Origin of the sequence: Chryseobacterium sp. ON_d1, from assembly GCF_006829085.1 — a bacterium.
In the GTDB taxonomy this organism is placed as follows: Bacteria; Bacteroidota; Bacteroidia; order Flavobacteriales; family Weeksellaceae; genus Chryseobacterium.
Map to the genome: position 1 here is coordinate 81,483 of NZ_BJTC01000014.1, position 24,970 is coordinate 106,452.

At 38.5% G+C, this 24,970-nt stretch carries 27 protein-coding genes; 4 read left to right on the forward strand and 23 right to left on the reverse strand.

From position 1 onward, the window contains the following. On the reverse strand, positions 1-456 hold the full coding sequence (locus CRS_RS20225; protein WP_142725765.1) for a cupin domain-containing protein: 456 nt from the start codon (positions 454-456) through the stop codon (positions 1-3). Between the two features lie 101 nt (positions 457-557). On the opposite strand from CRS_RS20225, the gene CRS_RS20230 reads away from it, so the two are divergent. Beyond that, on the forward strand, positions 558-1,988 hold the full coding sequence (locus CRS_RS20230) for a PLP-dependent aminotransferase family protein (RefSeq protein WP_142725766.1): 1,431 nt from the start codon (positions 558-560) through the stop codon (positions 1,986-1,988). Positions 1,989-2,136: 148 nt separating this feature from the next. On the opposite strand, the gene CRS_RS20235 is transcribed toward CRS_RS20230, so the two are convergent. From CRS_RS20235 to CRS_RS20305, 16 genes are all read right to left on the reverse strand, one after another. Beyond that, a complete protein-coding gene (locus tag CRS_RS20235) occupies positions 2,137-3,273 on the reverse strand; it encodes an Atu1372/SO_1960 family protein (protein WP_142725767.1) in 1,137 nt (378 codons plus the stop codon). Positions 3,274-3,701: 428 nt separating this feature from the next. Then, entirely contained in the window at positions 3,702-4,358 is a 657-nt protein-coding gene (locus CRS_RS20240) for a DUF6766 family protein (protein ID WP_142725768.1), read from the reverse strand. Between the two features lie 48 nt (positions 4,359-4,406). Then, positions 4,407-5,936 carry an FAD-dependent oxidoreductase gene (locus CRS_RS20245; RefSeq protein WP_142725769.1) on the reverse strand — a complete coding sequence of 510 codons (1,530 nt, stop codon included), beginning with the start codon at positions 5,934-5,936 and terminating at the stop codon, positions 4,407-4,409. A gap of 23 nt (positions 5,937-5,959) precedes the next feature. After that, a complete protein-coding gene (locus tag CRS_RS24525; RefSeq protein ID WP_172617121.1) occupies positions 5,960-6,124 on the reverse strand; it encodes a hypothetical protein in 165 nt (54 codons plus the stop codon). Between the two features lie 25 nt (positions 6,125-6,149). After that, positions 6,150-6,899: an SDR family oxidoreductase gene (locus tag CRS_RS20250; RefSeq protein ID WP_142725770.1), complete on the reverse strand. Its 750-nt coding sequence runs from the start codon at positions 6,897-6,899 to the stop codon at positions 6,150-6,152. Positions 6,900-6,910: 11 nt separating this feature from the next. Continuing rightward, the gene (locus CRS_RS20255) at positions 6,911-7,708 is read right to left on the reverse strand and encodes an SDR family oxidoreductase (protein WP_142725771.1); all 798 of its coding nucleotides are present in this window, start codon (positions 7,706-7,708) and stop codon (positions 6,911-6,913) included. Between the two features lie 5 nt (positions 7,709-7,713). Further along, positions 7,714-8,214 (reverse strand): CinA family protein, encoded by a 501-nt coding sequence (locus CRS_RS20260; RefSeq protein WP_142725772.1) that lies wholly within the window; start codon positions 8,212-8,214, stop codon positions 7,714-7,716. Between the two features lie 48 nt (positions 8,215-8,262). Further along, complete coding sequence (locus CRS_RS20265; protein ID WP_142725773.1) at positions 8,263-9,429, reverse strand: zinc-dependent alcohol dehydrogenase; 1,167 nt, start codon at positions 9,427-9,429, stop codon at positions 8,263-8,265. Between the two features lie 43 nt (positions 9,430-9,472). Then, positions 9,473-11,617 carry a catalase gene (locus CRS_RS20270; protein ID WP_142725774.1) on the reverse strand — a complete coding sequence of 715 codons (2,145 nt, stop codon included), beginning with the start codon at positions 11,615-11,617 and terminating at the stop codon, positions 9,473-9,475. Positions 11,618-11,669: 52 nt separating this feature from the next. Beyond that, a complete protein-coding gene (locus tag CRS_RS20275; protein WP_142725775.1) occupies positions 11,670-12,047 on the reverse strand; it encodes a hypothetical protein in 378 nt (125 codons plus the stop codon). A 14-nt stretch (positions 12,048-12,061) separates the two neighbouring features. Then, a complete protein-coding gene (locus CRS_RS20280; RefSeq protein ID WP_142725776.1) occupies positions 12,062-12,364 on the reverse strand; it encodes a hypothetical protein in 303 nt (100 codons plus the stop codon). Positions 12,365-12,426: 62 nt separating this feature from the next. Continuing rightward, entirely contained in the window at positions 12,427-13,014 is a 588-nt protein-coding gene (locus CRS_RS20285; protein ID WP_142725777.1) for a ferritin-like domain-containing protein, read from the reverse strand. A 74-nt stretch (positions 13,015-13,088) separates the two neighbouring features. Then, a complete protein-coding gene (locus CRS_RS20290; protein WP_142725778.1) occupies positions 13,089-13,880 on the reverse strand; it encodes a KGG domain-containing protein in 792 nt (263 codons plus the stop codon). Positions 13,881-14,434: 554 nt separating this feature from the next. Next, positions 14,435-15,031: a Crp/Fnr family transcriptional regulator gene (locus CRS_RS20295; protein ID WP_142725779.1), complete on the reverse strand. Its 597-nt coding sequence runs from the start codon at positions 15,029-15,031 to the stop codon at positions 14,435-14,437. Between the two features lie 288 nt (positions 15,032-15,319). Continuing rightward, on the reverse strand, positions 15,320-15,577 hold the full coding sequence (locus CRS_RS20300; RefSeq protein WP_142725780.1) for a hypothetical protein: 258 nt from the start codon (positions 15,575-15,577) through the stop codon (positions 15,320-15,322). Between the two features lie 86 nt (positions 15,578-15,663). Beyond that, the gene (locus CRS_RS20305) at positions 15,664-16,548 is read right to left on the reverse strand and encodes a DMT family transporter (RefSeq protein ID WP_142725781.1); all 885 of its coding nucleotides are present in this window, start codon (positions 16,546-16,548) and stop codon (positions 15,664-15,666) included. A gap of 94 nt (positions 16,549-16,642) precedes the next feature. Here CRS_RS20305 and CRS_RS20310 point away from each other — a divergent pair, with 94 nt between their 5' ends. Continuing rightward, positions 16,643-18,064 carry a PLP-dependent aminotransferase family protein gene (locus CRS_RS20310; protein WP_142725782.1) on the forward strand — a complete coding sequence of 474 codons (1,422 nt, stop codon included), beginning with the start codon at positions 16,643-16,645 and terminating at the stop codon, positions 18,062-18,064. A 128-nt stretch (positions 18,065-18,192) separates the two neighbouring features. Here the strand turns inward: CRS_RS20310 and CRS_RS20315 are convergent, their stop codons facing one another. The 5 genes from CRS_RS20315 to CRS_RS20335 form a co-directional block, all read right to left on the reverse strand. After that, entirely contained in the window at positions 18,193-18,786 is a 594-nt protein-coding gene (locus CRS_RS20315) for a Crp/Fnr family transcriptional regulator (protein ID WP_002979614.1), read from the reverse strand. Continuing rightward, positions 18,783-19,163, reverse strand: coding sequence for a bacillithiol system redox-active protein YtxJ (ytxJ, locus tag CRS_RS20320; RefSeq protein WP_142725783.1), 381 nt, complete (start codon positions 19,161-19,163; stop codon positions 18,783-18,785). The genes CRS_RS20315 and ytxJ overlap by 4 nt, the downstream gene beginning before the upstream one ends. Beyond that, positions 19,160-19,621: a DUF1569 domain-containing protein gene (locus CRS_RS20325; RefSeq protein WP_228451309.1), complete on the reverse strand. Its 462-nt coding sequence runs from the start codon at positions 19,619-19,621 to the stop codon at positions 19,160-19,162. The genes ytxJ and CRS_RS20325 overlap by 4 nt, the downstream gene beginning before the upstream one ends. Further along, complete coding sequence (locus tag CRS_RS20330; protein WP_142725784.1) at positions 19,615-20,151, reverse strand: YfiT family bacillithiol transferase; 537 nt, start codon at positions 20,149-20,151, stop codon at positions 19,615-19,617. The genes CRS_RS20325 and CRS_RS20330 overlap by 7 nt, the downstream gene beginning before the upstream one ends. Before the next feature lie 211 nt (positions 20,152-20,362). Continuing rightward, a complete protein-coding gene (locus CRS_RS20335) occupies positions 20,363-21,505 on the reverse strand; it encodes a DEAD/DEAH box helicase (protein WP_142725785.1) in 1,143 nt (380 codons plus the stop codon). 215 nt (positions 21,506-21,720) lie between these two features. Between CRS_RS20335 and pncA the strand changes: the two genes are divergently transcribed. After that, positions 21,721-22,326, forward strand: coding sequence for a bifunctional nicotinamidase/pyrazinamidase (pncA, locus tag CRS_RS20340; RefSeq protein ID WP_142725786.1), 606 nt, complete (start codon positions 21,721-21,723; stop codon positions 22,324-22,326). A gap of 181 nt (positions 22,327-22,507) precedes the next feature. Here pncA and CRS_RS20345 read toward each other — a convergent pair whose 3' ends face one another. Next, positions 22,508-23,689: a pseudouridine synthase gene (locus CRS_RS20345; RefSeq protein ID WP_228446066.1), complete on the reverse strand. Its 1,182-nt coding sequence runs from the start codon at positions 23,687-23,689 to the stop codon at positions 22,508-22,510. Positions 23,690-23,790: 101 nt separating this feature from the next. Here CRS_RS20345 and aroB point away from each other — a divergent pair, with 101 nt between their 5' ends. Continuing rightward, a complete protein-coding gene (gene aroB / locus CRS_RS20350; RefSeq protein ID WP_142725787.1) occupies positions 23,791-24,837 on the forward strand; it encodes a 3-dehydroquinate synthase in 1,047 nt (348 codons plus the stop codon). Positions 24,838-24,970 lie beyond the last annotated feature (133 nt).

Below are 24,970 nucleotides of genomic sequence, written 5' to 3' on the forward strand. Positions count from 1 at the left end.
TTAAAGATCTCTTCCTTCCTCTTCTCTCAATGCAACGCCCAGATTCTGCAACTGAGGGGCATTTTCACAGGCAATATATTTGGCAGGCTCCGTATCACTCATATTCTGATGTTTATGCCATGCCCATGAAGGAATATATACTGCATCACCAGCTTCCCAATAGACCCTTTCATCCTCCACTTCTGTCCAGCCCCTTCCTTCGATGACAAATAATACGGTTTCATACGTATGACGATGTCTGTTGGTTTGCTGGCCTGGAGTTAATCCACCAATCGTCATGCTGACATTCTTACTTGGAAGATCCACAAAGAAAACAGGATGTTTTCTTTCTGTAGAAAACTGATTGTGCTCGCCTGCTTTTTCTACATTTTTGTGTATCAGATGGCTTGGTTTTGTATACTTTGGTCTTGCATAAGTTTCGTGAAAGTCTTTAGAACTGAATTGTTTTTTGTCCATGATTTTTAAATTATTATGGTTTTGTGCTTTATTGCATGACAAAATTATTTTATATTTGGACTGTTTAAATGATTCAGTTTTTACATAAATAGATAGTCCAGATGTTGCGACCTTGGAAATTAGAATTAGAAATTGATAAAAAGCTTGATAAAGCTGTTTATTTACAGATTGCAGATACCGTTATCACTGATATCCGTTCAGGAAGATTAAAGCCCGGAGATGCACTTCCCGGAAGCCGGAACCTTGCCCAAGCTTTAAAGATCAACAGGAATACCGTTGTGGAAGCCTATCAGGTTCTTATTAATGAAGAATGGGTGATTTCCAAAGAACGGAAAGGAATTTTTGTATCAGAAAATCTTCCTGCTTTACATGAGAAAAAAACAGATAGAATACAGGATTCTTTGAATCAGCAGATGATTTCCAACGGGATGCTAATCAATTATGATGACGGGCATCCTGACAGTAAGATTGCACCGGTAACAGAGCTGGCAAGAGCGTACAGACAAATTTTCAGCATTAAAGCCAAGTGGCAGATGATGGGCTATGGTAATGAGCACGGTGATGTGGAATTCCGTAAAACCATTTCCCAGATGCTTAATCATCAGCGTGGAATGCATATTCATGAACATGAAATTTCTATTACACGGGGTAGCCAGATGGGAATGTTTCTGACGGCTCAGACCCTTTTAAATTCCGGCGACAGCGTTATTGTGGAAGATCCGGGATATCAGCCGGCGTGGCGGGCATTTGAATATGCAGGAGCTCAACTTTTACCTGTATCTGTAGATCAGGAAGGAATCAGTATTGAAGCCGTCGAAATGCTTCTTACCAAATATCAGAATATAAAAGCTATTTATATTACTCCACACAGACAGTATCCTACAACAGTTACCTTGAGCCTGTCAAGAAGATTAAGACTGATTGAGCTGTCAAATCAGTACAATATAACCATCATTGAAGATGATTATGATAACGAATTTCATTTCGGATACCGCCCTATACTGCCTATTTCAAGTTTTCCGGAGCTTCAGCATTATGTGTATATCGGAACTTTGAGTAAGGTAGTAGCACCTGCTCTGAGAATCGGTTATCTGGCTACTAAAAATCAGGATTTACTGAAAAGAATTGGTCATCTGAGGAAGATTATTGATGTTCATGGAGATGTCATTATGGAACAGGCTGTCCTTCAGCTGATCAGAGAAGGTGCCATTAAAAAGCATATCAGAAAAGCAACAGCTCACTATAAAAACAAAAGAGATTTCGTTTTTGAACTGTTGAAAAAATATATGGCAGCTATTGCAGATTTTACACTGCCTGAAGGTGGTCTTGCCTTTTGGATCGTTCCTAAAATTCAATTGGATTGGGATCTGGTAACCGCTCTTTTATTGGAAAAAAACATTAAAATTATTCACCCCAAACAGTACAGCCAAAATCAGATCAACGGCTTCAGATTGAGTTATGGAGCGCTTTCTGAAGAGCAGCTGGAACAAAGTATTCCTTTGATTGCTGAAGTTTTTTCGAACTTTTTTTAACCGCAGATTTCACAGATTTACACAGATGTTTGGGCAATAAAAATCAAGGTTTTTTTTAACTTTAGTGAGCTTCTCCGCAGTTTATCTTTAATTTAAAATCAAATTAATCATTTGAATAACAGTGCTTTGAAGCCTGAGCTTATTAAAATTACTCTACTTCAAAAACAGCCTGAATCTCTACAGAAGAACCCACAGGAATTGATGATGCTCCCAGAGTGGCTCTGGCATGTTTTCCTTTGTCTCCGAATATTTCTACGGTCAGGTCAGAAGCCACATTCATAAGGTCTGCATGCTTTGTATAATCGTCTTTTGTGTTGAAAATTCCTGTTAGCTGAACACATTGTTTTACTCTGCTCAAATCCCCTCCTACAGCTTCATTCAATACTGAAATGATGTTAAGCATGGTAACTCTGGTAGCTTCTTTTACCTGCTGTTCATTTACTTCAACACCTAACTTCCCGGGATTGAAGATTTTACCGTCTTTCAAAGCAACCTGATTAATGAATACCAGATTTCCGGAACGTACAAAAGGCTGGTAATTTCCTGCCGGTTTGGGAACCTGTGGAAGTGTGATATTTTTCTGCTTCAATATTTCACTGAAATTCTGATGGTGACTGACTTCTTGTACAGTTTTTTTAGGCCGTGTATTCTTTATTGCTAATGCTATTTTTGCAAAATTTTCTCCTTGTAATTGAGCAATATTACGTTCTCCTTTTGTAGGTCTTTCAACATCTTTTAAAGAAGTCATACTGGTCACTCCTAAAACGGTATTTCCTTGTGGAATAGCTTTATTAAGTTCCTCTGTCCCACGGATTCCGTTAGATACCAGTACCATACCATGTACGGCAAGACTATTCCAGAACGCCTGAAGAGCAAGCTCCTTTCCTGCTCCGCTTCCTGCAGACATAAAAACTGTAGCGGGGACGCCTTCCAAGGAATGGTTGGTCCATAGCTGAACCGTTTTGGACAAAAACTCGCTCATCCCGGTACTGATATTCCCGAAATAAACCGGTGAGCCAAATGCTATCCCGTCATAATCCGTCAGTTCATCAACAGTTGCAACAGGCAGATTTTTCAAACTGGGATTTTGTGATGCTTTGACTAATTTAATATAAGGAACTGCATTATTTCCACTTTCAATTCCTTTGGCTACTTCCCTGGCCAGTTCGTAAGTTCCGCCATTATCTGAATGGATAAGAACCAATATTTTTGCTTTATTCTGTGCCATGATGTTGGTCGTATTAGATAATAAAATTAAAATAAAAAAAAAACATAATTTTTTCATGCTGAATAAGATAGTTTGTATTTATATTTAAGTTGTTTAAACTTTACCAAACTATAAAAGGCTTCATCTTAAAACACCTAAGTAAGTTTAAAATGATACCGCAGAAAAGTTCACTTAAGATGAAAATCAAAGATTTTCACAAAATTTAGGCTACTTATTACGCATAAGCTTTGGTTCTGAAAAAACTTAAGTATTTAAAAACTTTTGTGCTTAAAATAATGATTATAAAAGTTTAAACAACCTCATTAATAATGCAGGTATTATATTGACACTACAAAATTACTTATAGCGTTTTTATTGAATTTGCCAAAATATAGATACAAAACGACAAAATAAAATGTGAACTGAGGTCAAAAACGGAAAGCCAGATTTGTAGATTCTATCGAAAATTTACCTCATCATCCTTTTCCATCATGCAGGCAAAAAAGTCAGGGAGTCTCATCATGAGGCATATCAACCGGTTTTGATTCGGGAGAACCTTTTTCGCGAAGCCATATGGATAAAATAACCAGTGAGGCTACAGCGAGAAATTCACTCTGCCAGTTCTGAAAAGATTCAAACCAAAATCTTGATTCTGAAATATACTGTATTGCCGTTACGGCCGGTTTGCTTTTCATCAGCTGTTCATCATTAAAATCCTTAAGGCTTCCATAGAAATGTAAGATAAAACTGGCCAGAAAGAGAATGGCAAAAGCAAGAGATAAAGAATGTTTATAGAGTTTCAGCCATATCCCTCCTTTTTTGACAGGCCATGGCGCTTTGAGATGTGGTACAGGCTCCCTGTCAACATCTTCCTCTTCTGTCATAGATTTCGACTCACTGGAGCCTTTCTGCCTCAGAGAAATCGTTAATAAAACATAAAGCATCATCTGAAGAAATTCGCTTTCCCAGTTTTCAAAAGTAGCCTGTATAAAATGGCCGCTATGAATATATTCACCGATCTTTAAAGCAGGCTGTCCGTTTTCAACGAGTTCTTTGTTTTCTGTTTTCCAGCCCATAAAAAACTGTCCTGCAAGAAAAATGACCATCAGCGTAATCAGAACAATACTTAAGCTGTTGCGATATAAGAAACTGGTGCGTGCCATATAATTTAAAGTTTAAAATTCAAGGTCCAAAGTTTTAGATGTAGCGTTTTATGGATCATGTTTCTGATAAGGGAATACTTTCTGCAGATTCCTGGTTGTGGGTCCCGTAAGAATTTTTCCATTCACATTGAATCTGGAGCCATGGCACGGGCAGTCCCAGCTCAGCTCTGCACTGTTCCACCGTACTTCACAACCTGCGTGCGGACAGGTACTTCTCAGGAGATGTAATGTGCCGTCAATCTCTTTGTACAGGGCATAAGATTCTGATTCGTACCGGATGACTTTAGCTTCTCCCTCACCAATTTCTGAAAAGGATTCTACTTTATCTTTAAAAATTTTATCTTTTACGAAGTCAAAGGCTACTGTTGCATTTTCTTTCACAAAATCTGAGAATCCTGCAATAGGTTTGATTCTTGAAGGATTGAACAGGTTGCCATATTTACTTTCTCCCGTAACAATCAGATCATGCAGGATCTGTGATGAAAGTGTTCCGAATATCATCCCGTTTCCTCTGAACCCTGTGGCAACAAAAATTCTTTCCTTACTGCCGGGAAGCTTTCCAATATATGGAAGGCCGTCCACCGGCTCATAATATTGGCTGGACCAGCTATAATACACTGTTTCCACATCAAAGTATTCTCTGACATAATTTTCGAGTTTTGAAAAGCATTCTCCGGTATCTTCAGCATGTCCTGTTTTATGGTCTTCCCCACCTGCAATCAAAAGGTTTTCACCTTCAATATTCTGAATACGGTAATAATGATAAGGCTCGCAGAGGTCATAACCCAGTGCCCACGGATAGCGGTCGTTTTTCAGAGTAAATGCCATCGCATAACATCTGTAAGGAGCATTGGTAAAATGAAGGAGATTGACTCCCGGTGGTATATGGGTAGCATAGACCACATTTTCAGCTTTTATTTCTCCTTTTGAAGTTTTTAAAACAACATATTCTTTCTGCTCATCATGACCTTCACAAAGACAGTTTTCCTGAACAGAGCCACCCAGCTTTATGAAAGCCTCACAGAGCCCTCTGATATATTTTATCGGATGAAAATGTCCCTGTCCGGGAATAACTACTGCCTCTTTGAACGGTATTGGAAAAGGAGTTTCATTCACATAGCTCATTTCATGACCTACTTTATCAGCCCCTTCCACAATATTTTTCAATTGTTCCTGCTGCTTTTCATCCAACGCAAAAAGATAGGCTGATTTTCTGGTAAAATCGCAGCTGATATTGTACCGATGAATCCGGTCTTCAATCATTTCAATGGCATCATCTCCGGATTCTGCATAAAGTCTGGCTTTTTCAAGTCCAAAATCCCTGATGGCCTCGTTGAAGGTGGTATCGAAGAAATTATTTAAATGAGCTGTTGTTCCTCCTGTTGTTCCGAATCCGATATTGGCAGCCTCCAGAATGATGCATTTCTTTCCGGATTCCTGCAGCTTCAGTGCTGTTGACACACCTGTAATTCCGCCGCCGACTATGGCAACATCAAATATCTGGCTGAGATCAGTTTCTGCAGAAAATTTTCTGACTTCTTCCTGCCATATACTTTTTCTTGCACCGTCTCTGTACATAATTATATTTTTTGCAGTTAAACTTACCTGATGTTCAGGGTATCGCTTTCAGGGATTCCTGGTTTAGCCGTATTGGCAGGACTGTTCTTCTGGTCTCTTTTTCTGTTCTCATCTTCGTCAATATTACATCGGCAGGAAGTAAGGGCAAATAAGCTGATTACGCTTAAAACAAGTGCTGTTGTTTTCATATTATAAGATTTAGGATTTTACTATTTAACCGTTTACAATTAACCCTCCATTGGGATGAAGCACCTGTCCGGTAATCTGCGAGGCATCTTTACTGGCCAGAAACAGAAAGCTTGAGGCAATTTCTTCCGGAGTTGCATTTCTCTCGAACGGAGGTTTGTTGGGATTTTCTTCTTTTTCATCAAATGTTTCTTCCGTAAGCGGTGTTGCGACAGGGCCGGGCGCAACAGCATTGATCCGGATCCCTTTGGGTTTTGCCTGTAATGCCAGTGAGCGGGTAAAAGAAACAATGGCACCTTTTGTAGCAGAATAATCAAGAAGCTCCGGATGTCCCTGATATGCAGAAACTGATGTTGTATTGATAACAGAGCTTCCCTCTTTCAGATAAGGAAATACGACCTTCGTCAGTAGGATCATTCCCACAATATTGGAATCAAAAGTCTGTCTGATATTCTTTTCCTCAAGATCTTCGATCCTGTCTGCAGGAAACTGAATTCCGGCATTATTGATGAGAATATCAATTTTTCCGAATACCGAGATCACTTCTTTTACTGTTTCTTCACAGAATTCATAGTCATTGATATCTCCTTTGAAAATGATGCATTTTCTATTTAGTTTTTCGATTTCTGCTTTTGTTTTTCCGGCATCATTGTCGCTGGAGTGATAAATAATGGCAATATCGGCACCTTCCAGGGCAAAAAGGAGCGCTACCGCCTTACCGATTCCACTGTCGGCACCGGTAATTAAAACAGATTTGTTTTCTAATTTTCCGATCATACCACTATTTTTTATTCTTCCGTTGTGGGTTTTTGCATTTCCGCCATTCTGTGGGCAGCCATACTGTCGCTTGCCATATTGGCCATAGCAACAGAAAGTTTATTTTTTAAACCCGATACTATTTTATCATCTCCGTTCATCAGAGCATTGTAACCGTCAATAGCCACTTCTTCAGGAGAAGCGAGATTATCTCTGTCTTCAAGTATTTTACTTGTGTTCATATCCGCTTTACTGAAGAAATCTGTGTCTGTAGGTCCCGGTAAAAGTGCCGTCACTGTAATTCCTGAGTCTTTTAATTCTTCACGAATAGCTTCAGACCATGATAGCACAAATGCTTTGGTACCATGATATACTGAATGCCACGGACCAGGTGCTTTACTGGCTACAGAAGCCAGATTTAAGATTTTTCCTGATCCTTTGGGCAGCCGGTCCTTTAAAAACAGTTTGGTCAATATGATGACAGAAATGATATTTAACTGTATAATGTCTACTTCCCTGTGAATATCGGTATCCTGAAATTTTCCATAGACGCCCTGTCCGGCATCATTAACAAGAATTTCGGGACTTATCCCATTCATTTTCAACTCTGAATAAAGCGAATAGGCTTCTTCCTCTAAAAAAAGATTTTTGGAGATGCTGATCACATTTACTCCAAAATTTTTAAATTCATCAGCCTTTTTTTTCAGCTCTTCATGATCTCTGGCCACAATAACAAGGTCATAGCCGTTTTTGGCAAACTGTTTGGCCAGCTCGTAGCCTATACCGCTGGTAGCACCTGTAATGAGTGCAAATTGGTTTTTGCGATCCATAGATTTTATTTTAAGATTAAAAGTCTGTTAAGCTCACTTTTAAAACAGCCCAAAATGAATTCTGTATAATAAAGCTGGGCATTCAATGCTTGCGTTTTGGGATGAAGTTCCAGTTTTTTAGTCAGGACAATCTCCCCTTTGTAGGAGAATGAGAAATACGCAAAAATTTTATATCCGGAATTGCGGATCGGCGTGCAGTAGCCAGTTGTGGCGATAGACCAGTCTGATTCGTAAAGTTTTGCGACATTCAATGCCATGGTCTCTGCAATATTCTCTGAAACACAGTCGCATTCTTCGGCTTCCTGCCTGTTGACCTTTAACAGTCTTACTTTTTCCGGCAGCGAATAGGCGGTCAAACCTCCTTTATAGAACATAGAGGCATTCGGCATCTGAGAAAAAGCCAGCTGTAAACATCCTGAAGTGACACTTTCTGCAACAGAAATAGTTTCATCTGTGGTCATCAGTGACTGGCTTATATATTCTAAAAGATTTTGTTGAAAATCCATACTGTTAATTTTTAAGTGATTGGTTTATAATGAATATCAAAATCCAGTTTATTTCCACGGGTCAAGAACGACCTTTACACAACCGTCTTCTTTTTTATCAAAAATCTCATATCCTCTGCTTACTTCATTAAGAGAAAGGCGGTGGGTAATAACATCATCGAGCGTGATTTTTCCGGTCACAACATAATCCATGAGTTGATCTATGATGGGATGAACATTACATTGTCCTGCTTTAATGGTAATCCCTTTGTCAAAGATCTGCCCAAGTCTGAAATTATCATAATTGACGGGATAAACCCCCAGAACAGAAACAATACCGCCTCTGCGGACAGCACTCATACATGCTTCCAGTACTTTGATTGAACCTTTTTCAAAGTTTAAAACAGCTTTTGCACGGTCTATAAAGCTCCTTTCAGGTTCAAAGCCTACGGCTTCAATACAAAGATCCGCTCCACGTCCGTCTGTCATATCCCTGATCTGTTCTATCGTGCTTTCCGCATCTTTCCACAATATGGTTTCGCATCCTGTAAGCGTTTTGATACGGTCGAGCCTGTATTGAAGAGTATCAACAACAATGATTTTCTTTGCATTATACAAGACAGCACTTTTGGCAGCCATTGTGCCTACGGGTCCAGCTCCGAAAATGACAACGGTTTCTCCTCCTTTAAGTTCTCCCCACATCACGCCTGTATAATCGGTAGGAAAAATATCTGTGAGAAATAAAACCTGTTCATCCGTTAAATTGTCAGGAACCTTTCTGGGACCAAAATGGGCGTAGGGAACTCTCACATATTGTGCCTGCCCTCCGTCATATCCGCCATACAAATCAGTATATCCGAATAAAGCCCCACCTTTTTCTTTAAAAATGCCTCCTTCCGGGCCATAATACTCCGGGTTACTGTGCTCACAGGCAGTAGGAAGATCATGCTGACAGAAAAAGCAGCTTCCGCAGGCAACCGGGAAAGGAACTACTACCCTGTCCCCTACCTTGAGATGGGTAATGTTTTTTCCCTTTTCTTCTACAATACCCATAAACTCATGTCCCATTACCATGGGTCTTGCCTGGGGAATTCCTCCTGAATACATGTGCAGGTCACTGCCACAAATAGCAGTGGAGGTTACTCTCAGGATAATATCATTTTCATCCAGAATTCTGGGATCTTCTACGGTGTCACAGGTAATGTTACCTGGTGAGTGAAAAACGGCTGCTTTCATAATTTAAATATTTAAAGTGATTGGTGTTGGTGTGAAGGGTGTTTTATGATGACGCGTTTCTCTCCGTTTCAAGATCCCAGACTCTGTGCTGAGCAATTGCCTGGATGAATTTATCTGCAGGATTCCCGTCTTCCCATGTAATGATTCCGGGGTCCTCATGCTGTTTTGTTGCTACGTTGGAATTCTGATACAGGACTTCTGTATCTTTTCCGAAATAAATGGCTTTACAATGTTTATAGGCTTCGTTGATGAAATGCAGTACCTGATGTTTGTTTTCTGAAGTCATAAGCTCCTTTACAGCATCTTCTCCCGGACAGATGGCAAGAGCATCAAAGCATACGCTTGCAATACTCGTAAGGGAGTGTTTTGGTATGAGTTCAGAACTGTCATTTAATCTTACCGGAGCAACACTGGGTGCAATCAGTTCAACTCTGGCACCTTCTGCTTCAAGCTTTGCTTTAAGATCATTGACCGCTCCACCATCGGCACCATTTGCCAGAATGAAACCTATTTTACGGCTTTTGATTGTATTTTTTACGGTATGTGCCATGCTCAGTGCACCTGAAACTTTTGTGTCAGGTTCTCTCTCTTCGCTCTGAAGTTCTATAATATTACTGTCTGCAGGCAAGCTTTGATTAGGCCATTCCAGCTTTTTGACTTCTACACCTAATTTTTCTGCAACGCTCCATGCAAGAGACATATCAATATATGCCAGCTGACCTACCAGTCTTTCTCTGATTTCCGGACGGGTTACTTTTGACAGTTCAAAGATCAATGCATTCTGAAGGTGCATTTTTTCCGGTGTTGACTGGCTGTTATAGAATAATTTAGCCTGGGAATAATGATCTACGAAACTCTTGCTTCTTTCTCTGATCTTCACTCCGGAAACTCTTTCCTGCTGAGAGGCAAATCCACCTTCAGACATCATCGCCTGAAAAGGGCATCCCCCACCGATGGAATTCGGTTCATAACTGCTTTTTCCTTTGACAATCTGTTGTCTCATGTGTCCATCGCGCTGGTTATTATGAACAGTGTTGATAGATCTGTTAATCGGTATTTCATGGAAGTTGGGAGAGCCCAGCCTTGATAACTGAGTGTCGGTATATGAAAATAATCTTCCCTGCAGCAACGGATCATTGGTAAAATCAATTCCAGGAATAATATGTCCGGGATGAAAAGCAATCTGTTCGGTTTCTGCAAAGAAATTATCAGGATTTTTATTCAATGTTAAAGTTCCGACGATTTCCACTGGAACTTCTTCTTCGGGAACCAGTTTTGTCGGATCAAGAAGGTCAAAATCAAATTTGTGCTCATCTTCTTCAGGAATTAGCTGTACGCCGAAATCCCATTCAGGATAATCTCCGTTTTCGATGGCTTCCCAAAGGTCTCTCTTATGAAAGTCCGGATCTACCCCAGAAATCATCTGTGCTTCATTCCAGGCTACAGAGTGTACCCCTAATTTAGGTTTAAAATGGAATTTTACAAAATGTACTTTACCTGCTTCATTGATGAATTTGAAAGAATGAACCCCAAAACCTTCCATCATTCTGAGGCTTCTCGGGATAGCTCTGTCGCTCATCAGCCACATGATCATATGCATACTTTCGGGCATCAGTGAGATAAAATCCCAAAATGTATCGTGGGCAGAAGCTGCCTGCGGAATTTCATTATCCGGTTCCGGTTTTACGGCATGGATAAGATCCGGAAATTTGATGGCATCCTGAATAAAAAACACCGGCATATTGTTGGCCACAAGGTCATAATTGCCTTCTTCGGTATAAAATTTTATAGCAAACCCCCGTACATCTCGTGCCAGATCTGTACTTCCTTTGCTTCCGGCAACGGTTGAAAATCTTACAAAAACTGGAGTTTCTTTTCCCAATTCTGTTAAAAATTTTGCTTTGGTGTATTCTGCAAGGCTTTTAGTAAGTTTAAAAACACCATGAGCTCCTGAACCCCGTGCATGAACTACTCTTTCAGGAATTCTTTCATGGTCGAAATGGGTGATTTTTTCTCTCAGAATAAAATCTTCCAACAGTGAAGGACCACGTTCTCCTGCCTTCAGGGAATCCTGATTGTTATTAATCATTAAGCCCTGATTGGTGGTTAGTTTTTCGTTTTCATTCGAGGTACTGTGTAGGTCAAGCTGTTCTGCTTTTTTGTTGTGTTCGTTGGTTTTCATATTCATAATCTTTTGGGTTGGTGTATTTTTAAAAGCAGTTCAATAAGAGGGTACGGAATTAATATGTTTTCTTTTCCAGGATCTCAAGAACCCTGGTGATGTATTCTTCTTCTTTGAGGACTTTATAATAAGCTGTTTTGGCATAGAGCGTGAAGGAAGGAGATTCAAACCTTATTTCATCATTCGTACCATTGATTTCAGTAGTGTTTTTACAGTGAAATTCACGGATATGAAGAAGATATTCATTTATATAGGTGTCAATTGACTGTTTCAGGACATCACATTTTGCATTGTTTTTAATCTTTTCCAAAGACTTGATCAGAAAAGCAGTCACTCCATATGAGTTGATCATGAGAGGGAATAAGGACTCATTCTCTATTGCATTATTTTTATCATACAAGCCGGAATGCCGTAAAGTATCGTTTTCAAATATCATATTCAAAAATGGTATTAGTTAGTGGAAGCTTTTAAATACTGCTCAAAATAATGGAGATCATTTTTATCTTTGATCGAAAGGTAAAACATGATCTGTTCCGGTTCTTTTAATCCGATACTGCTGAAGTTGTCAAAATGAGCAATTAACGCCTGTATATTTTCAATATCAATATCTTTAAGGATAATAAATAAAAGAAAAATATTCTCCCTGATTTCTTTAGCATAAACTGCCGCTCCATCTTCAAAACAAGTTCCGGTATGGGGTATTTTAATAAACTCTTTCTGTCTGAGTGTTTTTATAATTTTCTGACAGTCCATATATTTTGATTTCAAGGTGAAAATAAGCCATATAGAACAAGCTACATGGCCTATTATAGGGTTTAATCTTCTTGCTCTGCATCAAAATTGATGGAGGTTTCCGCAATATCGGTAAGCTGTGAATCGGTATCTTCTTCTTCCTGAAGGGTTCTTTCCAGAAGGTCGGCAGCTTTATCGTGCCCCATCGTTATAGCAAGTTGTGCCAGCCCGCCATAGGTGGCAATTTCGTAATGTTCTACCTTCTGTGCGGCAATAATAAGTGCCACGTCTCTTGTTGCAGAGCCATCTTCTGTGGCTTTGATCACTTCTTCGCCTTCTTCAATAATTCCCTTAATCGCTTTGCATTCTTTTTTTTCAGGCTTTTCTTCAATCAACTGGAACACTTTTTCCAGACGTTTAACATGTTTTTGAGTCTGAAGATGATGATCTTCAAAGGCATCTTTCAGCTCTTCAGTAGTGGCTGCTTCCTGCATTTTCTCCAAGGCATCCAGGATAGCATTTTCAGCATAATAAATATCTTTAAGGGCACTTACAAAGAATTTGTGAAGCGGTGAATTTTTCATCTCTTCTTCATTCTCAACGGGTTTATCTGCCGATCCTTTTTTGGTAACAGAAACTGCGCTATTGGTTTCTAATATTTTATTTGGCATGGTATGAATGGTGTTTTAGGATTAAAAGGATTACCTCTTTATATAGGTCTAAAGAGGCAATCCTGGAAAAAGAATTATGAATTACGTCTGCCTCCGAATCCGGAACGACCTGAAGATCTTCCGCCTCCGTGGGATGCCTGGCCTCCCATTCTGGCTATTCTTGTACGATCTGCTTTGCTCATTGCTGCAAATCCTCTTCTTGAAGTGCCCGAACTTGAATTTGATCCTCCTCTTCCTGAGCTGCTGCCATTATTTCCTGATCTTGATGAGCCTCCTCTTCCCGAGCCGGAACCTGAGTTAGAAGATCTTCCTCCGCCATGAGAAGCCTGGCCTCCCATTCTGGCGATTCTTGTACGCTCAGCTTTGCTCATAGAAGCGAAACCTCTTCTTGAAGTACCATCTCCTGATGATGACCTGCCTCTGCCTCCTGATCTGGAGCCGGAACCAGAATTTGAACGTCCGCGGGAACCACCACTGGAGTTTCCTCCACGAGATCCGCCTCTACCGGAAGTAAATCTTCCCTGGCTGTCTCTCTGCTGGTTTCCGTTTCCTCCTCTGGAACCTCCTCTTCTTCCGCCGCTGCGTCCTCTCTGATCATCATCTTCTTCATCTTCTTCATCATCGTAGTCTTCATCATCCTCATCATCGTAATCATCATAGTCATCTTCATCATAATCATAATCATCGTCATAATCCTCATTTTCATCAAAATAGTCTTCATATTCTGAAAAATCATCATCGTAATCTTCATCTCTTGAGGCATCATTAAAACCATGATCATAGCCTAACTGATAAACTTCTTCTAAGTTTTCCGGTGAATGTGACTGTCCTCTTGAACTGCGGTTTCTTGAATTTCTAGTGTTCATAACTGAATTTTTTATTATTAATATTTAGTGATGTGTATTGCAGTCCGTGACTAGTATTAGACGGCAACAGTTGGGTGTCGGTAATTTAAAATGATATTAAAAGCAAATGCTTTTTATGTTCCTTTTACAAAGGTCTTAAGAATTGGATTGAAAATTTATATTTCAAATGTACATCAGAATAACTCACTTTTTTATGACCTGAGTCATGTTGGCGTATATTATTACATTTTTTTGTCATTTTAATATAATTTGAATGGTAACTTTTTTTAATAAAGGTATTGTGCATTTGCACTTATATAATGGCTTTTCCGCGGATAGCAGATATTTTTAAATGAAGATCGAATGCTTATTGATTATCACCGGGATAAATGGAGGAAGCCTGATTTGAGAATAAAGTGTATGATCTTCCTCTTTGAAAAAAACTCCCGGATCGGCATTCTGTTTTTTCTGTATTGAAAAAACAGAAGATTATCATCAATGTTCATGCAGCTTATTGTTTTCATAATTTTAAAGATTTAAATTAAAAAAATACAAACTGATAAATCTGAAATGATCTAATATAAAATTTTGCGATTTTCAATTCTCACGATTTTATCCTTCTCCATATGCTTGATGGTTCTGATTGCGGTTTCTACACAAAGTCCTGTAAGACTTGCCATCTGTTGCCTCGTTAATGGAATCAGGAATGAATATGGACGTGCATCTTTCTGAAAGCTCTTCAAATAATCCATAAGCCCTCTAAGCCGGATAGATGGATTCTGTGACGAGAGATTCTGCATCATGATAAACTTATAATAAAGACGTTCAGAAAGAAAACTGCTCACTTCCAGATACAATTCTGGAGATTGACTGAGCAGATTGAAAAAGATGGATTTGTGAAGTCTTAGGACACTGCATTCTGTGATGGCTTCAGCATTCATAGGATAAGGTTTTTCAATAAATAGAATGGATTCTCCACAGCTTGCTCCGTCAGACAGAATGTTTTGAATAAATTCTTTTCCTTCTTCATTGTAATTATTAAGTTTTATCTCTCCCTGGATAATCTGGTAATAATAGTTGGGAGTATCCCCTTCCCGGAATATCATTTCTGAAGGGGTATAGTGCCTCGTTTCTGCTCCCGCTGAAATCAAAATATTTTCGTCGATAACCATAATAGTTGTTTTCTTCTTCTTTTCTTCTTCTTAGTCTTAGTAAAAATATCATTGGGAACTGACTTTTATATACATGCAAAAATTGAACCTTTATGATTATTTCAAGCGTTAAAAAAGGTTAAAAAAAATAATTAATTCAAACTTATTTCAAATTATTATTCTATTATTTTTATAATAATTCGAATTAATTTATCATTTTGATGCCACGTTTTTTATACCCTTTATTTTCTTTATCCGCTGAAAATATAAGATAATAAACCCGCTTCATGGTTATGAGAACGGGCTTACTTAATGAATAACAGCAAAAGTGTTATTGATTTTTTTTTTTGGAGTTCTGACAGTATCACTATTCCTTTTCGAAGAAAGGGTATCAGCACGCACTGTATCCGAAGGTAACGGGGCCATAGGTGCACTATTGGAAACCGTATCTGCTGTCATTGTCTCAGCTATGACACTGTCGTGTGTAACGGATGTTTCTGTTCTGGATTCTTTCTTACAACTTAAGACAATGAATCCTGCAAACAGGATGGACATAATAAATCTCATAATAGTATATTTTGTGGTGATGGTTCAAAAGTAGCCTATTATGAGTGTGTTTTCTTATGACTTAAATCATAATGCTTTATTTTTAATTATTTCGCAAATTTTTTAGTCCCGGCTACACAAAGAATAACCCCTATTGTCACTCCCAGCATTCCTATACTTACCGGCTCGTGCAGAAGGTATGCTGCCAAAGCCAGTCCAAAGAAAGGCTGAAGCAGCTGAAGCTGCCCTACTGAAGTAATTCCGCCCTGTGCTAACCCTTTATACCAAAATATAAAACCAATAAACATACTGAATAATGAAATGTATCCCAACCCGAACCATCCTTTAAAACTTATTGTTTCCATATCGGCAGGTAAATAAATAAAAAATAACGGAAGCATTACCGGTAAAGATAAAACCAACGCCCACGAAATAACCTGCCACCCGCCCAGAGTTTTTGAAAGCTTAGCTCCTTCAGCATATCCGAGACCGCATAAAATAACGGCCAGCAGCATTAGAATATCTCCAATAGGAGCTGCTGAGATTCCCTGAGAAAAAGCATAGCCTACCACCAGAATACTGCCTACCACTGAAAAGAACCAGAACACAGGATGAGGCCTTTCCCCTCCACGCAACACTCCGAATATAGCTGTAGCCAACGGCAACATTCCCAGAAATACAATAGAATGAGCAGAGGTAAGATATTGCAACGCTAAAGATGAAAGCAATGGAAATCCTATCACACAGCCAATAGCTACAAGAACCAAAGAAAATAACTGTTCCTTTGCAGGGCGTTTTTCTTTATAAATCAATAACACAGAAAGGGCCAATATTCCGGCAATCACTGCACGGGCTACCGTTACAAAGAAAGGGTCCATCTCCATTACAGCCAGTTTTGTCGCCGGCATAGAGCCGCTGAAAAGTAAAACTCCTATAAAACCGTTTATCCAGCCGCTTACGGCCTGGTCTTTTGAAATTGTATCTGCCATCATTTAATTAAGTTTTATTGATGATTCAAAATTAGAAAGGAAAATCAGATAAACACAGTATCAGTTTTGTATATTTGCATGAGCACAGTTCAGAATTATGAATAAAGAATTTTTATATACAGAAATTGCAGACGGCATTGCCGGACAGATCAGAAATGGCGTCTTAAAAGCCGGAGATAAGCTTCCTTCGGTAAGAATGTTGTGCCAGGAACATCAGGTAAGTATGAATACGGCCAAACGTGTTTTTCTGGAACTTGAGTCGCTGTCTTTAGTAGAATCCAAACCGCAGTCAGGATATTTTGTAAGCCGGATATTTTCTGCGAAGCTTCCCTTGCCTGAAATAAGCAGTCCGTCACTGATCGCCAATAATGATGAGCCTGACGAGCTGATCAGTAAAGTGTATGAAAATATGGGAAAACAGGACCTTACCTTTTTTTCTATAGGAATCCCATCTGGAGATCTTTTACCGCAGGCAAAACTTAAAAAAGAAATTATCAATGCCACCAGAGAACTAAAAGACGGCGGCACCGAATATGAAGAACTTCAGGGAAATCTAAAGTTAAGAAGAATGATTGCCGTACGTTCTTTACAATGGGGAGGAAATCTGAGCGAAAACGATCTGATCACGACCAATGGAGGAATGAATGCTCTTTCTTTCTGTCTGATGGCTTTAGGAAAACCTGGAGACACCATTGCTATTGAAAGTCCCTGTTATCCTGGAATACTGCAACTGGCCAACGGATTAGGCCTGAAAGTCCTGGAACTTCCTACACACCCAACCACCGGTATCGAAATTGAAGCCCTAAAAAAAGTAATTCCCAACATAGATCTCTGTTTACTGATTCCTAATTTCAATTCGCCGCTAGGAAGCTGTATGCCGGATGAAAATAAAAAGGAAATTGTCAGAATACTTTCTGAAAACAATATTCCACTGATAGAAGATGATGTGTATGGAGATCTTTATTTCGGGACCAGCCGGCCTAAATGCTGTAAATCTTTTGATAAAGACGGAAATGTCCTTTATTGCAGCTCTATTTCAAAAACCCTGGCTCCTGGTTATCGGGTAGGCTGGATTGCTCCTGGGAAATATAAAGATAAGATCATGAAGCTTAAACTACTGCACTCTACTTCGTCTATTTCCATTGTCAATGAAGCGGTTGCCAATTTCCTTAAATCCGGAAAATATGAAAAACATCTTCAACAGCTTCGCAGAACATTACAGATCAATTATCAGAATTATGTTCAGACCATTGCAGAATCTTTTCCGGAAGGCACTAAAACCAGCCGCCCACAGGGAGGATTGTCTATATGGATAGAATTTGATAAAAAGATAAAAACAACAGAATTATATGATCTGGCCATCAAACAGAACATAAGCATAGCTCCCGGAAGAATGTTTACCCTTCAGGAACAGTTTGAGAACTGTATGAGACTCTGTATAGGGCTTCCATGGTCGGACAATACACAGACAAAGCTGAGACAGGTAGGACAACTTGCCAAAAAGATTTATTTGAAGTAAGGAAGATGGAGGCTGGAAGATGGAAGTGATTATAGTTTTAAGAATAGCTTAGAAGGTGTAAATAATAACTACCAAGTTCTTCTATGTTTACCGGAACTTCAAGCTTCCCTCGCCCATCTTTCAGCCTTTTATTTATCCGGAACGAAATTTTTTCTTGCCAGCTCTTTTCTTACACGGCTTAAGCTTTCAGGAGTAATTCCCAGATAAGAAGCGATCATCCATTGCGGAACTCTCAGCAGTAAATCCGGATACATCTTGATAAATTTCATGTACCTTTCTTCAGCCGTTTCTCCCAGCAAAGAATTGATCCTGTTCTGAAGGCTCCTGATATGTTTCTGAAGCAAAAAGTCACTTCTTTCAATGCTGTTGGGAAATTGTTCTACCAATTTATTGAAAAAGTCAGGATGTAAAAACAGAACCTCCGAATCTTCTACAGCTTCTATATAATAAATGGATTTTTCATTGAAATAAAGACTGCTTCGGTCAGAAATCAACCAGCTCTCAGGAGCAAACTGTATGATGTGCTCTTTTCCGTTTTTATCAATAGAATACATCTTCAGCAGCCCTTTTTCTACAAAGAATATATGGCGGCATATTTCGCCATACTGAAGAAGAAACTGGTTTTTAGGAATTTTCTTTACTTCATAGTGCAGACTGCAGGTATTTACGTTCTGAAGGGGAACATTTAAAACTTTGGCTAAATAATTATTTATATTCTTCATGGTACAATCTGGCTTAAGGAAATATCCTGGTGTGAAGCATTGCTGACGGGCTTTCCGTTTTCTATGACAATGAGCTGCGGACTTTCATGTCTGATTTCAAGATCCGCTGCTATTTTATTGGAAATAGGTCTGTGAGCCAACAGGTCCAGATAGTATACATGAATCGGCTGGTCTGAGCTTTCAATCTCTTTCTCAAAGTTTTTCAATACAGTTCTGCTGATAAAGCAGCTTGTAGAATGTTTGAATATCGCTATCTTATTCTGAAAAGATTCTTCCATAGCTTTGGCAAGATCTTCCTCAGATTCTATCTTTTTCCAGAATGATTTCTGATCAGGGGCTTCGTTTTTTCCACCAAATATTTTATCAAAAAAACTCATACATTAAATTGTTTTAGATGGTGATCAAGATGTTTGTATTCTAAAAATGTCCAGTCTTTTTCAGTCATTTCCCCGAATAATCTGTGATGTTCCGGCAGCCTGTTTTTATGACAAGCTTCCCGGAATTCCTCCAGCGTCTTCAGCAGATTGGTTTTTGATTCATCAAAATCACACTCAAAATTAACGATTAGTTTTTGAAAAGTAGGCATGTTTCTGGGAATTCCATTATTGAAAACATACATTTCTATTTTAGTACAGATTCCTATGGCCCCAAACAGGAGATTAATCCGGGGAAGTTCCAGCTTTTCCAGAGCTACCTGAAGCACCAGATCACAATGCTTCAGCATCTGGCATACATTCATTTTCCCCCATTTCTTTGGGGAAATTGCAGATAGTCTGGAAATTCTGTCTACAATTTCCTGATAGTGAACGGGATTATTAAGATTCTTCCTTACCAACCTTTTTCTATCTTCAGATTTTCAATATGAGCAAAATGATGATTACAATGCCACACATAGAGAGCAAGACAGTCTCTTAAATTATAGTTTTTATGATGCTCAGGATGATGAAATGTTCTTTCAAACTGTTTATTGGTAAGACTTTTAAGGAGTACCACCCATCTCTGATGTGTCCCCTTGAGCATTCTCATTGCCGGTTTTACAGGCATGTGAAAACTATCCTGAAGCTCAGCCCATTTCGCTTCATCATATGGTTTTATGGTCGGATTATCTTCTGTAAGAGCCAGCTTAAAGCGGATAAAACTATTGATGTGGCTGTCTGAAAGGTGGTTTACCAGTTGTCTTACAGTCCAGCCCCCTTCTCTGTAAGGGGTATCCAGCTGATCATCTGTAAAATGTTCAATGAGATTCTTTAGACGGCCGGGAAAATCTTTGATCACTTTGATGTAAACATCCAATGTAGTGTCACAAATGTTTTCAGGAACTTCAAACGGTCCTATAGGAAACTTTTTTTTCTCTAAATCACTCATTATCCAGGTTTTATTTTTTATTACCAATTTGTCTCATCATTATGATGAAACAGTTTTTCAAATATCGCTGGCGTAAATTTATCAAAAATTCAAGAATATAAAGTGAATAAAGCATTAATTGTATTGATAATGCTTTATAAGAAATATTATCTTTCATCCATAAAAGGCTTCAATTGTATAAACTGAAGCTTTTTATGGGAAATGGAATAGGTTAATAACCGTGTAAATCAATTCCTTCTGTTCTTTGTAAGGGTACTTTCTTACCCATTTTCTTTTGAATCACTCTGAAATGATGCAGTTCATCATCCGTAAGAATGCTGATTGCCGTTCCTTTTTCATTGGCACGCCCTGTTCTGCCAATACGGTGAATATAATCCAGCGGGGACCGCGGCAATTCGTAATTGATAACACATGGCAGGGATTCAATATGAATTCCACGGCCGATTAAGTCTGTAGCTACCAAAATCTGGGCTCCGTCTACTTTAAACTCTTCCAGATTATTCCTCCTCGCTCCCTGCGATTTCTGGCTGTGAATAGCTACAGCTTTTATTTTATTCTTTTTAAGCTTCTCTACCAGGTTATCCGCAGATCTTGTAGAGGAAACAAAAACCAATGCTTTTTCAACTTTCTTTTCTTTAATCAGATATCTTAAAAACGGCCCCTTATTTTCAGGCGCAACATGATAAGCCAGCTGTTCAATATTATCAATCTCAACTTCCTCTTTTTTGATCTCAATAAGGACAGGATTAATGGAGAGACGTTCCTTCATTTCAGCTACTTTATCATTCAGGGTCGCGGAAAATAAAATAGTCTGCTTTGCTACAGGCATCATGGCAAAAAGCTTATTCATTTCTTCACCAAATCCAAGCTGGAACATTTTATCTGCTTCATCAATCACCAGATGTTTAATTCCAGAAATACTCAGTGCATTATGATCTATTAAATCCAATAAACGCCCGGGTGTTGCTATCAGAACTTCCACTCCAAACATCCCCTTCATCTGTGGGTTGATAGAAACTCCCCCATACACTGCCATTGTACGCACTTCCCTTTTCAGATTTTCTGTGAAAGCCCTGCAAACTTCATCAATCTGAATCGCAAGCTCACGCGTAGGAACCAATATCAAAACCTGCACATTACGATCTTTCTTAACTTCTGCAGTCTGTAATTTTTCTAAAATCGGCATCACAAAACAAGCCGTTTTTCCGGAACCGGTCTGTGCAATTCCCATCAGGTCTTTTCCCTGCAAAATAACAGGAACAGCCTGCTCCTGTATCGGAAAAGGTTTTAAATATCCCAGTTTGTTGACAGAACGAATAATATTGTGTGATAATCCTAACGATTCAAATGACATAAAATACTTATTTACGGCAAAGATACGCTATTGATATTTGGTGTACATCTCAAAAATCCTGTACTCCTTGTAGAAAAGATAATTATTCTATATTCTAACCCTTTCATTTTATAAGTGTTAAAAAATTATATTGCCGATTTGTCCGATAATTCGGTTTTGGACAAATTTTTGCCGATTAGTTTTGTAAATTTATCAAAAATTCGAGAATTCAAAATATGAAAAAAGCGTTAATAATAGTCGATGTACAGAATGATTTTTGTGAAGGCGGAACACTTGCGGTCCCTGGAGCCAGCGAAATTATTCCATACATCAATCTTCTGATGGAGGAAAATGCATATGACCAGGTAGTCCTTACACAAGACTGGCATCCTGCAGGGCATAAAAGTTTTGCAAGCAGCAATGGAAGAAAGGTAGGAGAAAGTATTATTTTAAATGGAGTTCCACAGTTTATGTGGCCGGATCACTGTATTCAGGGAACTTTCGGAGCAGAATTCCATAAAGATCTGAACAGAGATAAAGTAACCCATATTGTACAGAAAGGTAAAAATATTGAAATCGACAGTTACAGCGGATTCCAGGATAACAATCACTTTATGAAAACAGGCCTGGACGATTTTTTGAAATATCATGATATCCAATTGGTGGAAATTGTAGGATTGGCATTAGACTATTGTGTTAAATTCACTGCATTAGATGCAGTTGCCAATGGATATGTAACCTGCCTGCATTTCAACGGCACACGTGCTGTCAATGTAAAACCTGACAATGCAAGAGATGCGATCTATGAAATGATTGAGAAAGGAGTAACAGTCTTAGGGTAATTATGAATTATAAAAGATGAGTTATGAATTTTTATATTCATAGCTTAATATAACAAAAAAGCGCAGGAAATAATTCTGCGCTTTTTTATTTATTATCCTAAAATCCCTTTTGAAAAAATGATATAAGCTGGAACCCCTGAATCTGTCATTCATAATTCATAACTTATAATTCATCATTATTTTAAAGCATTTTAAGATTGTTTACTTCCAGTTCTGTAAGGATTCTCCAGTGCCCTCTCTTGATATTCTTCTTCGTTAATCCGGCAAACATTACTCTGTCTAAAGCTTCCACTTCGTATCCTAATCTCTGGAAAATTCTTCTGATAACACGGTTCCATCCGATATGGATCTCAATTCCTACTTCATTCTTTGGTTTTCCTTCAATATAAGAAATCTGATCAACAACAGCTACACCTTCATCAAGACGAATACCTTCTGCTATAAGGCGTAAATCTTCGCCGGTTAGCTTTTTATCCAATGTTACATGATAAATCTTTTTCGCATCAAAAGATGGATGTGTCAGTTTTTTCGTCATGTGTCCGTCATTAGTCAATAAGATAACTCCTGTTGTAGAACGATCCAGTCTTCCAACCGGGAAAAGTCTGTAAGGAGAAGCATTGGCTACAAGATCCATAACCGTTTTTCTTGCTTTGTCGTCTTTTGTAGTGGAAATATAACCTTTTGGCTTATTCAATAGTACATACACAGGCTTTTCAGGCGTAATGCTTTGTCCGTCAAAAACTACCCTGTCTGTTTTCTGTACCTGATATCCCATTTCAGTGACTACCTTTCCGTTGACTTCTACCAGCCCCTGGGTAATCAGCTCATCAGCTTCCCTTCTGCTGCAGATCCCTGAATTAGCGATATACTTGTTAAGACGGATGCTGTCTTTATGAACATCTTTTTCAATTTTGTTCAGTCTTCTTTTCTGTACAAAAGATTTAGCTCTGTCTTCATTTCTTTCATCACCGTTAGATGGTCTTCTTCCGTATTTCAGGCTGCCTCTTTCGTACTTATCTCTTGTATCAAAATTTCTCCCGCCTCTCTTAGGTTTTCCAAAAGATTTCTTCTCATAGCTCTCACTTTTGTTCGTGATATAAGGTTTTCTCTCAGATTTTGAACCAAAATCATCATTGGAATTTTCGAAACTGTCGGTATTTCTTTTGAAAGGTTTCTTTTCAAATCTTGAGTTGGATCCTTTATGTTCCGGCCCTTTTTTTCCTCCGTCTTTAGAGAAAGGCTTTTTAAAAGGTTTTGATCCTGAAGAATTTCCAGATCTGGAAGCACGAGAATCATCAGAACTTTTCTTGGTTGAAATTCTTGGTCTCTTTGGTCTGTCTGAATTATTATTATCTCTGCTCATTCTAAAAATTTCTGCAAAGATAGTAATTTAGTTACGAGTTAAAAATTAAGAATCATAACTTTGCACTATAGTTTACATTTTAACTTTACATACAATTGAAGATGATAACAATATTAAACGATACTTTTTCTCAGCTCAACGAGTTTCTTCACCAAAAAAAATTCAGTAAAATTTTCATTCTTGTAGATGAAAACACTCATGAATACTGTCTTCCTATACTTTTAGGGAATATGGAAACCGATCTTGGTTTTGAGATTTTAGAGATTGAAGCCGGAGAAGAAATGAAAAATATCCAAACGGCCAATCAGCTTTGGGAAATTCTTACGGAGATGCAGGCAGACAGAAAAGCTCTTGTTATCAATCTTGGTGGCGGAGTGATAACGGATATGGGCGGATTTGTTGCATCTACTTATAAAAGAGGTATTCAGTTCATCAACATTCCTACTACCCTTTTATCAATGTGTGATGCTTCTATAGGTGGAAAAACAGGCATAGACCTTATGCATTATAAAAATATGGTGGGAACTTTTGCTTTTCCGGAACAGATCTTTATTTTCCCTAAATTCTTAGAAACACTGCCCTTTAAAGAACTGAGAAGCGGATTTGCCGAAATGCTTAAACACGGCTTAATTGCTGATAAAAATCATTGGGATCAACTGATTCAGATCCGTAAACTTGAAGTGGAAACAGTAATCCCTCACATTCAGGCCTCTATGAATATCAAACAGAATGTTGTAGACCAGGATTTCCATGAGCAGAATATCAGAAAAACACTGAATTTCGGACATACGATTGGCCATGCTGTGGAAAGCCTATGTTTACAGCAGGGAAATCCCATCCTGCATGGTGAGGCCGTTGCCATGGGAATGATTGCAGAAGCCCATCTGGCATATCTTGAAAGCCTTATTTCCGAAGACGATTCAAAAATTATTATTGAGAATATCCAGAAGTACTACCCTTACCTTGATATAAGTGATTTCAAGGATGAAGACATCACCGCATTATTACTGAATGATAAAAAGAATACAGACAGCAAAATCAACTTTTCCCTGCTTTCTGCTATTGGTACCTGTACTTATGACCATCAGTGCAGCCAAGAAAACATTCTTGAATCGTTGTTTTTTTATAGAAAACTGAATGATGCCTGATCATTTTTAAAAATTAAGGGTCTGTTTATATTATTTTTGACAAAATTGTCAATTTAGATCTTTTCTAAACAAATATTTGTTTAAATTTATAAATCATTATAAATCAACATTATATTTTTAAAATCACTTAAAC